This window comes from Massilia varians (assembly GCF_027923905.1).
Taxonomy (GTDB): domain Bacteria; phylum Pseudomonadota; class Gammaproteobacteria; order Burkholderiales; family Burkholderiaceae_D; genus Telluria; species Telluria varians_B.
The window spans coordinates 1,581,482-1,595,765 of sequence record NZ_AP026966.1; the positions used below are offsets into that span (position 1 = coordinate 1,581,482).

General features: G+C 62.8%; 14 protein-coding genes and 1 tRNA gene. 8 read left to right on the plus strand and 7 right to left on the minus strand.

Annotated features, from left to right (window positions below):
* Positions 1-29: 29 nt before the first annotated feature.
* Genes murI through MasN3_RS07260 form a run of 3 tightly spaced genes read right to left on the minus strand, consistent with a single transcriptional unit; the run spans position 30 to position 3,116 of the window.
* Positions 30-899 carry a glutamate racemase gene (gene murI / locus MasN3_RS07250; protein ID WP_281913270.1) on the minus strand — a complete coding sequence of 290 codons (870 nt, stop codon included), beginning with the start codon at positions 897-899 and terminating at the stop codon, positions 30-32.
* Between the two features lie 45 nt (positions 900-944).
* Positions 945-2,480 (minus strand): fumarate hydratase, encoded by a 1,536-nt coding sequence (locus tag MasN3_RS07255; RefSeq protein WP_281913271.1) that lies wholly within the window; start codon positions 2,478-2,480, stop codon positions 945-947.
* Between the two features lie 33 nt (positions 2,481-2,513).
* Positions 2,514-3,116: a TIGR00645 family protein gene (locus tag MasN3_RS07260; RefSeq protein ID WP_281913272.1), complete on the minus strand. Its 603-nt coding sequence runs from the start codon at positions 3,114-3,116 to the stop codon at positions 2,514-2,516.
* Between the two features lie 208 nt (positions 3,117-3,324).
* On the opposite strand from MasN3_RS07260, the gene acs reads away from it, so the two are divergent.
* Positions 3,325-5,322, plus strand: coding sequence for an acetate--CoA ligase (acs, locus tag MasN3_RS07265; protein ID WP_281913273.1), 1,998 nt, complete (start codon positions 3,325-3,327; stop codon positions 5,320-5,322).
* 83 nt (positions 5,323-5,405) lie between these two features.
* On the opposite strand, the gene MasN3_RS07270 is transcribed toward acs, so the two are convergent.
* The 4 genes from MasN3_RS07270 to MasN3_RS07280 form a co-directional block, all read right to left on the minus strand.
* Positions 5,406-5,696 (minus strand): KTSC domain-containing protein, encoded by a 291-nt coding sequence (locus MasN3_RS07270; RefSeq protein WP_281913274.1) that lies wholly within the window; start codon positions 5,694-5,696, stop codon positions 5,406-5,408.
* Positions 5,697-5,727: 31 nt separating this feature from the next.
* Positions 5,728-8,406, minus strand: a complete 2,679-nt coding sequence (locus MasN3_RS07275) for a polysaccharide deacetylase family protein (RefSeq protein WP_281913275.1) — start codon at positions 8,404-8,406, stop codon at positions 5,728-5,730.
* Between the two features lie 143 nt (positions 8,407-8,549).
* Positions 8,550-8,621 (minus strand): VOC family protein, encoded by a 72-nt coding sequence (locus MasN3_RS25270; protein WP_370662350.1) that lies wholly within the window; start codon positions 8,619-8,621, stop codon positions 8,550-8,552.
* Positions 8,622-8,656: 35 nt separating this feature from the next.
* A complete protein-coding gene (locus tag MasN3_RS07280) occupies positions 8,657-8,914 on the minus strand; it encodes a VOC family protein (protein ID WP_281913276.1) in 258 nt (85 codons plus the stop codon).
* 80 nt (positions 8,915-8,994) lie between these two features.
* Here MasN3_RS07280 and MasN3_RS07285 point away from each other — a divergent pair, with 80 nt between their 5' ends.
* From MasN3_RS07285 to MasN3_RS07315, 7 genes are all read left to right on the plus strand, one after another.
* Positions 8,995-9,321: a helix-turn-helix domain-containing protein gene (locus tag MasN3_RS07285; RefSeq protein ID WP_281913277.1), complete on the plus strand. Its 327-nt coding sequence runs from the start codon at positions 8,995-8,997 to the stop codon at positions 9,319-9,321.
* A gap of 77 nt (positions 9,322-9,398) precedes the next feature.
* Positions 9,399-9,489, plus strand: a tRNA-Ser gene (locus MasN3_RS07290).
* Between the two features lie 349 nt (positions 9,490-9,838).
* On the plus strand, positions 9,839-10,402 hold the full coding sequence (locus MasN3_RS25200; RefSeq protein WP_307730409.1) for a PAAR domain-containing protein: 564 nt from the start codon (positions 9,839-9,841) through the stop codon (positions 10,400-10,402).
* A 68-nt stretch (positions 10,403-10,470) separates the two neighbouring features.
* The gene (locus MasN3_RS07300; protein ID WP_281913278.1) at positions 10,471-11,568 is read left to right on the plus strand and encodes a DUF2515 family protein; all 1,098 of its coding nucleotides are present in this window, start codon (positions 10,471-10,473) and stop codon (positions 11,566-11,568) included.
* A 67-nt stretch (positions 11,569-11,635) separates the two neighbouring features.
* The gene (gene istA, locus MasN3_RS07305) at positions 11,636-12,715 is read left to right on the plus strand and encodes an IS21 family transposase (protein ID WP_281907819.1); all 1,080 of its coding nucleotides are present in this window, start codon (positions 11,636-11,638) and stop codon (positions 12,713-12,715) included.
* Complete coding sequence (gene istB, locus MasN3_RS07310; RefSeq protein ID WP_281907820.1) at positions 12,712-13,497, plus strand: IS21-like element helper ATPase IstB; 786 nt, start codon at positions 12,712-12,714, stop codon at positions 13,495-13,497. The genes istA and istB overlap by 4 nt, the downstream gene beginning before the upstream one ends.
* 91 nt (positions 13,498-13,588) lie before the next feature.
* Positions 13,589-14,248 (plus strand): hypothetical protein, encoded by a 660-nt coding sequence (locus MasN3_RS07315; protein WP_281913279.1) that lies wholly within the window; start codon positions 13,589-13,591, stop codon positions 14,246-14,248.
* Positions 14,249-14,284 lie beyond the last annotated feature (36 nt).

Consider the following 14,284-nt stretch of genomic DNA (forward strand, 5'->3'; position numbering starts at 1 on the left):
TATACAAAGCGCTTCCCGAACTGGCAAGTCTAAATGTGTGTTCCTGCCGGGTTCGATGGCGTGGCGCCGATCGCGACCTCGTGCACGGGCGGATTTTGCCCCAGCAGGCTGGCGAAGGCGGCGCACAGGGCGGTGCCGCTGGCGCTGGTGAAACCTTCCAGCTGCGCGCCAGCGTCCCCGGCCGGGCGCAGCAGCCCCGCGGCCTCGAGCAGACGCGCCAGCTGGCGCGCCACAGCGTCGCCGGTGTCGATCAGCGTCACCCCGGCATCGGTATGGCGCCGGATCACGCGCTCGATCGAGGCCTGCACCAGCGGATAGTGGGTGCAGCCGAGCACCAGGGTGTCGGCGCCCTGCGCCAGCAGCGGGGCGATGTAACGCTCCAGCATGGCGTCGAGCGCCGGGCTGCCCGGTTCGCCGAACTCGATCTGGTCGGCCAGGCCGACGCAGGGCTGGAGCAGGAAGCGCGCGCCGGTCGCGGCGGCGATCTGGTCGCGCAGCAGCAGGAATTTTTCGCCGGCGAGGGTGCGCTCGGTGGCCAGCACGCCGACCGTGCCCTGGCGGGTGCTGGCCGCGCCGGGTTTCAGGCCCGGCTCGACGCCGATGATGGGCATGTCGGGATAGTGCTCGCGCAGGATGCGCACGGCGGCGACGGTGGCAGTGTTGCAGGCCACGACCAGGGCTTTGACGCCACGCGCTACCAGGAAGGCGGCGATGCCGAGCACGCGCTCGATGACGACGTGTTCCGGCTTGTCGCCGTAGGGGGCAAAGCCGGAGTCGGCGAAATACAGGAGAGCTTCGTGCGGCAGCTGCGCCTGGATGTGGCGCAGTACCGAAAAGCCGCCGACGCCCGAGTCGAAGATGCCGACCGGGGCGCCAGGGGAGAGGGTGGGTGTGGTCATGGTTGAAAACGCGGGCGTATCCATCGATCCGCCCGCGCGATTCAATCAGGCGGTGGTGACCGGGATGCCCTTCAGCGACTCGATCTTGGCCGACCACTCCTTCGGACCGGTGGTGTGCACCGAGGTGCCGGTCGAATCGACGGCCACCGTGACCGGCATGTCGGTCACGTCGAACTCGTAGATCGCTTCCATGCCCAGGTCCTCGAAGCCGACCACCTTGGCCGACTTGATCGCCTTCGAGACCAGGTAGGCCGAGCCGCCGACCGCCATCAGGTAGGCCGACTTGTGCTTCTGGATCGATTCGATCGCCGCGGGGCCGCGCTCGGCCTTGCCGATCATCGAGATCAGGCCGGTCTTCTCCAGCATCATGTCGGTGAACTTGTCCATGCGGGTCGCGGTGGTCGGGCCTGCCGGGCCGACGACTTCGCTGCCGACCGGGTCGACCGGGCCGACGTAGTAGATCACGCGGTTGGTGAAGTCCACCGGCAGCTGTTCGCCCTTGGACAGCATGTCCTGGATGCGCTTGTGCGCGGCGTCGCGGCCAGTCAGCATCTTGCCGTTCAGCAGCAGGGTCTGGCCCGGCTTCCAGGAAGCGACTTCTTCCTTGGTCAGGGTGTTCAGGTCGACGCGCTTGGATTTTTCGGTGTCCGGGGTCCAGTGCACTTCCGGCCACGTGGACAGCGCCGGCGGTTCGATGTAGGCCGGGCCCGAGCCGTCCAGCACGAAGTGGGCGTGGCGGGTGGCGGCGCAGTTCGGGATCATCGCCACCGGCTTGGAGGCCGCGTGGGTCGGGTACATGTTGATCTTCACGTCCAGCACGGTGGTCAGGCCGCCCAGGCCCTGGGCGCCGATGCCCAGTGCGTTGATCTTGTCGCACAGTTCGATACGCAGTTCTTCCAGTTTGTTCTGCGGGCCGCGCTGCTTCAGTTCGTACATGTCGATGTCGTCCATCAGCGACTCCTTCGCCATCAGCATCGCCTTCTCGGCGGTGCCGCCGATGCCGATGCCCAGCATGCCCGGCGGGCACCAGCCGGCGCCCATCAGCGGCACGGTTTTCATGACCCAGTCGACCAGCGAGTCGGACGGGTTCAGCATGACGAACTTGGTCTTGTTCTCCGAGCCGCCGCCCTTGGCCGCCACTTTCACGTCGACCGTGTCGCCTTCGACCAGCTCCATGTGGACCACCGCCGGGGTGTTGTCCTTGGTGTTCTTGCGCTCGAAGTGCGGGTCGGCCACGATCGAGGCGCGCAGCTTGTTGTCTTCAAACGCGTAGGCGCGGCGCACGCCTTCGTTGACGGCGTCGGTCACGGTGCCGGTGAAGCCTTCGAAGCGCACGCCCATGCCGATCTTCAGGAACACGTTGACGATGCCGGTGTCCTGGCAGATCGGACGCTTGCCTTCGGCGCACATGCGCGAATTGGTCAGGATCTGGGCGATCGCGTCCTTCGCGGCCGGGCTTTGCTCGGTCTCATACGCGCGCGCCAGGTGCTGGATATAGTCGGCCGGGTGGTAGTAGCTGATGTACTGGAGGGCTGCCGCGACCGATTCGATGAGGTCGCTCTGGGTGATAACGGTTGCCATGGAGTTCTCGATCAGGAGTAATGAATGTTTCGCTCAGTGCTTGGAGTGCGTGGTCATGACGATGCGGTCGGTATAGGCGATGGCCATGGCCGACAGCAGGAAGGCGATGTGGATGATGGTCTGCCACATCATGGTTTCGGTCTTGTAGTTCGCCGCGTTGATGAAGGTCTTCAACAGGTGGATCGACGAGATGCCGATGATCGCCATCGCCAGTTTCGTCTTGAGTACCGAGGCGTTCACGTGGGACAGCCATTCGGGCTGGTCCGGGTGACCTTCGAGGTGCATGCGCGAGACGAAGGTTTCGTAGCCGCCGACGATAACCATGATCAAGAGGTTGGAGATCATGACCACGTCGATCAGGCCGAGCACCACCAGCATGATGGTGGTTTCGGTCAGCTTGGTCGGGCGGGTTGCGCCCGGCACGGTGACGACATCGAGGATGTGTTCCAGCGATGCGGCATTGCCCAGCGCGGCGCCGATCAGGTCCTTGAGTTCGACCCAGAAGTGGAACACGTAGACGCACTGCGCCAGGATCAGGCCGAGGTACAGCGGCAGCTGCAGCCAGCGGCTGGCGAAGATCAGGTTGTTAAGCGGACTGAGCTTTTTTGCTTCGTGTGGAGGAATTAACTGCGCCATCGGGATCTGGGTTCCTGGAGTGCTGGACAAATTACAGCCGAGCATTCTACACCTGCCGGCACGGCTATGCGGGTTCTTCGCCGCTTTGCAGCCAGGTTGGTAGAATGGCATTCCAGCAGAAGGCATGCTTGCGGAGCCATGTAAGGGCTCAGTAAGCGAGCGCCCCTAAGGTGTTCGGTAAAACACTTACTAAACTATGGAGACCAGCATGGCCGAGAACGAGACCCAGCAAGAAGAATTCACCCTCCAGGAAAACCGCGTGTTCCCGCCACCTGGCGAGTTCGCCGCCAAGGCCGCCATTTCCGGCATGGAAGCCTACGAAAAGCTGTGCGCGGAAGCCGCCAGCGACTACGAAGGTTTCTGGGCCCGCCTGGCGCGCGAGAACATCGACTGGCAGAAACCATTCACCAGCACCCTCGACGAATCGAATGCGCCGTTCTACAAATGGTTCGCCGACGGCCAGCTGAACGCGTCCTACAACTGCCTCGACCGCAACCTCACGAACGGCAACGCGGAGAAGACCGCGATCATCTTCGAGGCGGACGACGGCGCCAATACCCGCGTCACTTACCGTGAACTGCACGAGCGCGTCTGCAAGTTCGCCAACGGCCTCAAGTCGCGCGGCATCAAGAAGGGCGACCGCGTCATCATCTACATGTCGATGTCGATCGAAGGCATCACCGCGATGCAGGCCTGCGCCCGCATCGGCGCCACCCACTCGGTGGTGTTCGGCGGCTTCTCGGCCAAATCGCTGCAGGAACGCATCATCGACGCCGGCGCCGTGGCCGTCATCACCGCCGACGAGCAGCAGCGCGGCGGCAAGTCGCTGCCGCTGAAGGCCATCGTCGACGAGGCCCTGGCAATGGGCGGCTGCGACAGCATCCGCGACGTCATCGTCTACAAGCGCACCGGCGGCAACATCCATTTCCAGGAAGGCCGCGATCTCTGGCTGCACGAGCTGGTGAATGACCAGTCGGCCGAGTGCGAGCCGGAATGGGTGGATGCCGAGCACCCGCTGTTCATCCTCTACACCTCGGGCTCGACCGGCACCCCGAAGGGCGTCCAGCATTCCACCGGCGGCTTCCTGCTGTGGGCCGCGCTGACGATGAAGTGGACCTTCGACATCAAGCCGGACGACGTGTTCTGGTGCACCGCCGACATCGGCTGGGTCACCGGCCACACCTACATCACCTACGGCCCGACCGCGGTGGGCGCGACCCAGATCGTGTTCGAGGGCGTGCCGACCTTCCCGCATGCCGGCCGCTTCTGGGAAACCATCGCCAAGCACAAGGTCTCGATCTTCTACACGGCGCCGACCGCGATCCGCTCGCTCATCAAGGCCTCGGACGTGGACCAGAAGGTGAACCCGAAGAACTTCGACCTGTCGAGCCTGCGCCTGCTGGGTTCGGTCGGCGAGCCGATCAATCCGGAAGCCTGGATGTGGTACTACAAGAACGTCGGCTTGGCCCGCTGCCCGATCGTCGACACTTTCTGGCAGACCGAGACCGGCGGCCACATGATCACCCCGCTGCCGGGCGCCACTCCGCTGGTGCCGGGTTCGTGCACGCTGCCGCTGCCGGGCATCATGACCGCGATCGTGGACGAAGCCGGCAACGACGTGCCGAACGGGCAGGGCGGCATCCTGGTCGTGAAGCGTCCGTGGCCGTCGATGATCCGCACCATCTGGAACAACCCGGACCGCTTCCGCACCAGCTACTTCCCAGACGAACTGGGCGGCAAGTACTACCTGGCCGGCGACGGCGCGGTGCGCAACAAGGACACGGGCTACTTCACGATCACCGGCCGTATCGACGACGTGCTGAACGTGTCGGGCCACCGCATGGGCACGATGGAAATCGAGTCGGCCCTGGTGGCGCACCCGATGGTGGCGGAAGCCGCGGTGGTGGGTAAACCGGACGAGACCACCGGCGAGGCGATCTGCGCCTTCGTCGTGCTCAAGCAGGCACGCCCGAGCGGCGACGAGGCCAAGAAGCTGGCGACCGAGCTGCGCAACTGGGTGGGCAAGGAAATCGGCCCGATCGCCAAGCCGAAAGAGATCCGCTTTGGCGACAACCTGCCGAAGACCCGCTCCGGCAAGATCATGCGCCGCCTGCTGCGCGTGCTGGCCAAGGGCGAGAACATCACCCAGGACGTGTCGACGCTGGAAAACCCGGCCATCCTGGAGCAGCTGAAGGAAAGCGCCTGATGACCGACGCGTCCGCCTGAGCAGGCGGACGCGGAAGGATTCCGGAAAGCGCCGCCCCGTGTCGACGGGGCGGCGCTTTTTTATCAAGTCTCGTCCGGGGTGCCGCCAAAGGCTTTCATCAGGGCTTCGCGGTCGAGCCCCTTCTTGTCCGGATTCGTGCCGGCGCGGCCGCGGCGGCCGCTGAACTCTTCCTCGATGTTGTCGCGGTAATAACTCCAGGGCGAGCCCGAGCCCGACAGCTTGCGCCATACTTCCAGGCCGACAGCCTCGTAGTCGATGGCGCTGCCGTCGTCGAATTCCACGCGCAGGATGCGTTCGCGCGCATCGTAGCCGATGGCGCGCAGCTTGCCGGCGTTGATTCTCTTCATTTCCATGATGTTCTCCTGTCCGTCCTTGCCCTGAAGATCAGAGCTTCTCGAGCTGTTGTTTCGCGTAAGAAGCGCCCGAGCCCGTCGGCGCCAGCTCCAGGTAGGTCTTGTAGGCGCTCTTGGCCTTGTCCTTGTCTCCGCCGCGCGCATACGCATCGCCCAGGTTCATGTAGGCAATCGCCCGCGACGGATCCATTTTCACCGCATTCTCGAACCAGCGCGCCGCCTCCGCAAACCTGTCCTGCTTGTAGAACACGAAGCCCAGGTTGTTCGCTGCCAGCGCAAAATTGGGCCGCAGCTTGAGCGCCTCGGTGAACTGCGCCTCCGCCTGCGCATACTGCTTCTCCTTGTACAGCAGCAGCCCCTGGTCGTTTGCCCGCTGCGCCTTCTGGCGCGCAGACACCGGCACCGCGGCCGGCGCCACGATCCTGGTTTCGCCGCCCTGCAGGTCCTTGACCACCACCGCCGCGGCCGGCGCCGAGGCCTGGGCATCCAGCCTGGTATTCAGGGCGATCGCGTCGTTCGACAGCTGCGCCGTGCCGGTATTCAGAAATTCGCTTTCTTCCGGCAGTTCGAACACGAACTCGCCGCCCTCCGAGCCCGGCAGGCTGCCGAAAGCCGGCGTCTGCTGTGACACGCTCGACACCGCCGGCGCCACATAGGCCGCCAGCTCGGTGCCGGTGATCAGGCTGTCGCCGTTCAGGTCGGCCTTGCCGCCCAGGCCCTGCAGCAGGGTCCAGGTGAACACCGAGTGTCCGTTCGGCCCGCCGTCCGACACCAGCTGGTCTGCGCCGCCGGCGGTCAGCATCTGCCGGCCCAGGCGCTTGGCGTTATCGCGCAGGAAGGAGGCGTTGGCCGCGCCGCGCGTCAGGCCCAGGCCGCTGTAGCAGGCGTCCATCACGAACAGGGCATGCTTGGCCGGCAGGCTCTCGGCGATGTTCTGGATCTCGGTCATCGGAATCGCATCCGTGGCCAGCTTGTCCGGATCGGCATCGACCGGCACGATGTAGCCCAGGTCGCGTCCGGAACTGAGCTTGCGCGTGGCGCCGTGGCCGGCGAAGAAGACGAAGATGCGGTCGTTCGGCTGCAGGTTGCCGTGGGCGAGCTTGTCGTGGAAAGCGGCCAGGATGCCGGTGCGGGTCGCCTGCTCGTTCTTGAGGGTGATCACGCGCTCGGGCGCGAAGCCGAACTTCTGCACCAGGAGCTGGCCGACGCCTTCGGCGTCGCGCACCGCGTATTGCAGCTGCGGCCATTTCTGGTACTTGTCGATGCCGACCACGATCGCCCACGAATTGGCGTAGCCGGTGGCGGCGCTGCGCTGCACCGGCGCCGGCGCGCCGGTACCGGACAGCTTGAAACCCTCGCCGTCCCAGCCGGCGAACTGGTAACCCTCGGCCGTGAGCCGGTCGAGGATGGCCGGCAGGGCCTTCACGGTGCGCTCGTGGATGTCGTGGAACAGGATGATGCCGCGGCCTTCCTTGTCGACGCTGCGCAGCACGCGGTCGGCGATGGAGGAGGGCACCGGGTCGGCCCAGTCGAGCGAATCGATATTCCACATCATCGACTTCAGGCGGGCGTTCTCGAGCGCCTGCATGCCCTCGCGGTTGCGGGCGCCGTAGGGGAAGCGGAACAGGCTCGATCGCTGCGGGTCCACGGCCTTGAGCAGGGTATCGGTGTTGAGGATCTCCGCTTTCAGGCTGTCGCCGGTCTGTTTCGAGAGCTGGGCGTGCGAGAAGCTGTGGTTGGCCAGCACGTAGCCGGACTGCTTCAGCCTGCGCATGACTTCCGCGCCGCCGCCCAGCTTCGCCTTGCCCTGGGCGTCGAGCGAACCGATGTTGCGGCCGACGCTGAAGAAGATCGCCGGGGCGTTGTACTGCTTCAGGATGGCGGCGATTTCCTCGCTGTAGCGGCGGTGCGGCCCGTCGTCGAAGGTCAGCACGACGGTCTTCTTGGGCAGGGTCTTGCCGAAGATTTCTCCTTCTTCCGTGCCCACCTGCGATGGCGTCGAGGGCGCCGGCGCTTCCGGCTTGCCCGGGTAGGGAAGCACCACCCCGTATTCCTTGAGGATGCTGTCGCGCTGGTAGATGGTGTTCAGGTAGGCGACGTAGTTCTCCCACTTTTCGCGCTTCAGCTGGATCGAGCGCGACTCGAAGCGGCCGAAGACGGCGCGGATTTCCTTCTCATAGTTGCGCTCGATCTCCGCCAGCGCATCGAGGTCTTCCGAGATGCGCTTGTGCAGCTTGATTGCAGGAAGCGAGGAATCCTCCGCGACCTGCGCCAGCAGCGACTGCATCAGTTCGCGGAAGGCCAGGCGGTCGGCGTCGTACAGGCCTTCGCCGGATTCTACATAGTCGAGCAGGATGCCGAGCGCATCGAAGCGGGCGGGGTTGCGCGACGCGAGCAGATGGGCCAGGGCGGCGTCGACCTTGCCGCTGCGTTCCTGGTTCTCGTGGAACAGTTGCTGGCCGACGCGATTGGCCTGGGCACGCGCGTCACGCGACAGCGTCGCTTCGTCCTGGGTCAGCACGATGATCTTGCGGTAGGAAGCCAGCATGGTCTTCATGTCGGACGAGATGGCGCTGACGTCCATTGCCGGGCTGGCCGGTGCGTTGGCGGCCGGTGCGGAGGGCGACTTGAGGCTGGCGATCCAGCTGCCGGCAGCGGCACCGGCGGCTGCGACAGTGAAGACAAGGTAATACAGGGCTTTGCGTTTCACGGCGTGCGGTTTGGAGAGTGAAATTCGGGCAACAATACCACCGGGACGCCGGTGGCGCTTGGGTAAAACCACTCAGCGCACAGCCGAAAACGGCAATGCCGCCCTGGGGCGGCATTTTTATGCCGGGCGGATACCCGGATGTCTTAGGAAGACGACAGCACGAAGGTATTCCCGTCCGGATCCTTGAACTTGGCGAACGAGCCCCAGGGCTGCACGGTCGGCGGCTCGACGAACTCGACGCCGCGCCCGCTCAGCTGGCGGTGGTGGCTTCCACGTTGTCGCAGGCGAAGGCGCCGTTGAAGAAGGTGCCGATGCGGTCTTCCTGGCCGTCCATCGTAAACAGCACGACGCGGGTACTGGAGGCAGCGATGCGCAGCTCGATCCAGCGCTTGCCCGGGCCCATCGGCTGGTCGGTCGAAATCTCGAAGCCGAGTTTTTCGGTATAGAAGGCGAGGGCGCGGTCCTGGTCCGAGACGGGGATGCTGACGAATTTCAGTTGGGTGATCATGGCGGCTCGTTGTCGTTGTTGTGACATGGATTATCGTGGCAGAATCGCGGCTGAGTATGCTTTCCATTACTATAGTATTCATGACTACCCGCCAATCCTCGCTTGATGCGTATGTGTTCGAGGTCCTGATGCCTGACCTGGTCGGGCATGACCGCCGGCCTGCCGCCTTTGTCGTGTATCTGTATCTGCTCCACAGTGCCGAGGCGCTGGGGCGCGACCAGGTGCCGGCGAGCCTGCAGACGATCGCGGTCAAGACCGGCTTGTCGAAGTCGGCGGTGCAGGTAGCGCTGCGGCACCTGAAGCGGCGCGGGCTGGTGGGGGAGACGGATGTCGGGACGCAGGTGAACCCGGTGCGGCAGGTGCTGCGGCCGTGGCGCCGGCGCTTGCCGGCTGAGCTTGCGGCATGACTGTTGTCGGAACAGTCTTGTATAGCAGAGAAACCTTGTTATAATAGGCGGCTTCGTGGACACACGAGACCCCATCAGGAGAGATGGATGAGTGGTTTAAGTCGCACGCCTGGAAAGCGTGTATAGGTTCATAGCCTATCGGGGGTTCGAATCCCCCTCTCTCCGCCAGGAACACAAATGGAAAATGGCCACCCTCGGGTGGCCATTTTTTATTTGTTTCATGGCGGAGAGAAGCAGGGGTTGCAGGGCGTGGGGCGCCCTGCAACGCGGGCTCTGCGTGGGGGATTCGAAGCCTTGCGCGTACTCGCGCAAGGGCGGCCCGCGGAACGTGGGCGAATCCCTGCTTGCTCTGCCGTGAACGGAATCGAAGTCGGCCACACTGGGGTGGCTTTTTTTGTTGTTGCCTGGCGGAGAGAAGCAAGGCGCCTGCGCGCCTTCAAAGCAACCGCCCCCATCCCTGACTAGATTGTCTGGATAAGTCACTCCTTACTTACCAGTCACTCAAGCAGAGGTTCAGATGCTCAAGCGATACAACATCACACTGGGAGCCACCACCACGGCAGGCGGCAAGGTTATCTCGGCCTGTACAGACAACACCATCAACGGGGTTGGTGCCGCTCGGGAAGGCGACGAGGTGCAGTGCCCGAAGTGCAATTCGGTCGGCATCATTGAAATCGATGGACCCCGCCTCAGCGAGACGGACAATGGCCGGGAGTTGGCCTTGAGCGACGACCTGTGCATCTGCAAATGTACTCCACCGCCCCGGCTTGTCGCAATTCAAGACTATATGTTTCAGTACGTCGACACAGACTACTTTGCCGCGCAAACCGCAGCCATGGTCGCTCGCCTGTCCACAAATGCGCAAGCAGAGTTGGACAATGCCGCTAAGGATGATGGGGTGCCGATTCGCTTGCTGCACCCGGAGACCAGAGAGCCATTCAAGCGCCGTCCCTACACGCTCCAGCTCGGCGACAAAGCCGTTTCAGGAATGACCGACGCGGAAGGCTGCACACGCCCCATTAGCGCGGCTGATCGTGCATCTATCGTGTCCTGGCACGTCGATGGCGTAAGCGGCACCTGAGCCGCCAAACAGTCCGTTACGCAGTTCACTCTCCCGCGCCGCATTCATCCGGCTTGCAAGGATCACACATGGCTAATCGCTACGTTCCCGGTGCGCCCAATCCCTATTTCCCCAAACATCAATACTTCGGCGTCAAGCTGGGCGGGAACATGTATCCGCTCTCGCAAGCCAAGGTCGCTTTCCACGTGGACTCCGCAGCGAGGGCCAAGAAAGCCATCGAGACCGAGATGCTGACCGCAGAGCATCTGTGGGTGACATTTCAAAAGGAAGCCGAAGCGATTGTCTTAGTGAATGGCCAGCCAATCAGCGATGTCGAGGAGCGGAACCGGCGCATCAATGCGGCCCACGCCAGATTGTGGCTTGCGGACAATCGCTTCCAATGGGCAGGGTTGGCCGCATTTGCTTCCAAGCAGACTGGATGCGGGCTGCTGCATGCTGGCAATCTCGGCAAAAGGCAGAAAGACGAACTGCAATATTCAGCTCGTTCTGCTGGAAACAGCTCGGAAGCGGCAGCGATCAGCGCCATGCCCACAGTGATCCGCAATGGGGCAGACTTTATGTTTGAGCGTCTCGGTTACGGAAACCTGCACCTGTTCCTCGACATCTACCCCCTTCACCGCTTTTACATGGAGCGAGGATTGCAGGAATTTGAAAAATGCCTCGAACGAAGAAAGAAGATTGCCAACAAGGTATATTGGGACGACCCGAGGAAGCTCCTCGAGTTCGGGCAGTCCTTTGCGGAAATCCGGAAAGGCTTTGAATTGATTGAAGCCGGAGGCATCGCTAACAGTGTCGACACGCTTGCGCGGCACGAACAAGTCAACGTGCTACAAGCGATCATGTATGACGACGAACGAATGCAAAGGGCGCTAGCTGCAAACCAGTTCGCGTTCGCAACGAAATTTCCATCTGGTGTTTACAACGAAATTCAGCTTACTCTTTCCGCAGAGTGCAGGGTGAAACCGGCCTTGGCTTCGGTCTTCACGGCTTTCTTTTCTGGAGAACGGAACGCAAAACTATGGGTTGCCGATGAGCGCATGGCGTTCGTGAGACGGGCTGCAAGCAAGTTCGATCAACTCCTGCGTGGCTCCCAGCGTTCGCATCTGGAAGCTTCAATCCTCGCAATCTCGGCCGGCGGAGGTGTCAGTTGTCAGCAGCGGTTGTAAACTGATACAGGCAGCGATTGAAAACTGATACACCATTTTGAGAAGATGGCCGCTTTGCGGAGCGGCCTTGAAATCCAAAGAGGTGTACGTGGAAATCCAACTCCTGAAGAAGCATGGGTTAAGCCTTCGGCAGATCGCCGCCGAGGTAGGCTGCGCAGTGAACACGGTGCGCCGGCATCTGGCCCTGGAGGCTGTGCCGAAGTACGAACGCAAAGTGAAGCGCAAGACGAAGCTGGCGCAATTCGAGCAGTACCTGAAGGATCGGCAGCAAGCTGCTCAGCCCGACGTGATACCGGCCACCGTGCTGTACCGCGAGATCGCCGCGCGCGGCTACGAGGGCGGCATGAGCCAGTTGCGCGCCTTCGTGCGCACCTTGCGCCCGGCGCCTCCGGCCGACCCGGTGGTGCGCTTCGAGACGGCGATGGGCGAGCAGCTGCAGGTGGACTGGGTTGAATTCCGCAAAGGCAGCGCGCCGTTACATGCGTTCTGCGCGACGCTCGGTTTTAGCCGGGCCAGCTACGTGGAGTTCGTCAGCAACATGAAGGTGGAAACCCTGATCGCCTGCCATGAGCGCGCTTTTGCGGCGTTTGGGGGCGTGACGCGGCGGGTCCTGTACGACAACATGAAAACAGTGGTGCTGGAGCGCGATGCGTACGGCGAAGGCGAGCACCGCTTCCACGCCGGCTTCCTGGACTTTGCCAGGCATAGCGGTTTCGTGATCAAGCTGTGCCAGCCGTACCGGGCCAAGACCAAGGGAAAAGTCGAACGCTTCAATGGCTACCTGCGCCGCTCGTTCTATGTGCCGCTGGCGAGCCGGCTGGCGCAAAGCGGCCAGAAGCTCGACGTCGTAACGGCCAATGTGGAAGTGGCCCACTGGCTGCGCGAGGTGGCCAATGCGCGCATCCACGGTACGACTGGCGAGCCACCAGCTGAAGCATTGAAGCGGGAAGTGGAGCATCTGCAAGCGCTGCCGGCACCGTGGCGTGCGGACATCGCGGCAGCCAGGCCGCAACCGACCGCCGCAGCACCTACGGTGCCGCGGCCGGCGGCAGTGGTGGAGCGGATCGCCCAGCCATCTCCAGTACAGCATCCGTTGCAGGTGTATGACGCGCTGCTGGTACGGGTAACGGAAGGAGTGGCGGCATGAACCTGCAGCACGAGCGTATCGCGGCGTTGTGCGAGAGCCTGAACCTGCCGTTCGTGGCCCAGGGCTACGGCGCTGCAACGCAGAAGGCAGCGAAGCAGGAAATGGCCTACAGCGACTTCCTGGAGGGCCTGCTGAGGGAGGAAGTCGCCGGGCGCAACGTGCGCAAGCAAAGCACGATGACCCGACTGGCAGGATTCCCAGCGGTGAAGACGCTGGACGAGTTTAACTATGACTTCGCCAAAGGCGTGAAACGCAGTCAGGTCGAGGAGCTGGCTGGCCTGGGCTTCGTTGAGCGACATGAGAACGTGGTGCTGGTCGGCCCCAGCGGCGTGGGCAAGACGCACCTGGCGATGGCACTCGGTTACAAGGCCACCCAGGCCGGCATCAAGACGCGCTTCACCACGGCGGCCGACCTGATGCTGGCGTTGACGACGGCGCATACCCAGAACAATTTGAAAGCGGTGATGCATCGCGCGATCAAAGCATACCGGCTCTTGATCATCGACGAGATCGGCTACTTGCCGATGAACCGGGAGCAGGCGAACCTGTTCTTCCAAGTGATCGCGGCCCTGTACGAACGCAGCAGCCTGATCGTGACCAGCAACCTGCCGTTTGGGCAATGGGACACGACCTTTGCGCAGGATACGACGCTGACCGCGGCCCTGCTCGATAGGCTACTGCACCATGCGCACATCGTGCCGATTGCCGGCGAAAGCTACCGGCTGAAGCACCAGCGACAGGCCGGGATGATGAGGGGGAATGATGTTGCAGAAATGGGCTGAACACGGACCGTGTTCGGCGACGGCGGTGTATCAGTTTTAAATCGCTGGCACGACGATATCTGTATCAGTTTTCAATCGCCGTTGACATCAGTTGAGGCGCCGCCTGTTTATTATCCCGATAATTGCGGTCGCTATCGCATTTGGCCTCTGGCAAAACGCCCGCGTCCCAGAGCCGACAGTCCTTTCGTTCGGCGTTGGACAGACCTTCGACGAGGTGGTGAAGAACTCGACCTATCCCGTGATGGATAAACCCGGCGTATCCAAGAAAACCCTTCGTGAGTCGGGAGGAATATGGGTAACGGAACCTGCCGTCATCATCCGTTTCAACGATCCGCAACACGGCTTTACATTACCGCCGACTAAGTTTGCGTCCTTGTTGTTCCTGGATGATCGGGTTGCGACCTTGGCGACATCGCCGATGCTCGACAAACTTCCTTTTGACCAGGCTGTGGAGGTGCTGGAGAACCTTCAGAACCAGTTCAAGGCTGGAGGTTGGGAACCTTGGCGCGCCAACGACCACGAGTGGTTCGACTTCAGCCCGGAAGGCCGGAAGCGGCTTCATGAGGAGATGTTTGCGCCGGGGTGGAGCAGGACCGAAATCCTGCGGGTGCCGAACAAGTACTCGATGACGTTCCGCTTCAAGTGCGCAGCCGGTTTCAACAGGCGGGAGCCACCCTATCTGTTCCTGATCGACATCGGGCTGGCTCACGACTTCTATGCTGACAATGCGCGAATTCATCCCGTGAACTGATGGCGGCTCAACCTATAACCGCACCGGGTGGACCGA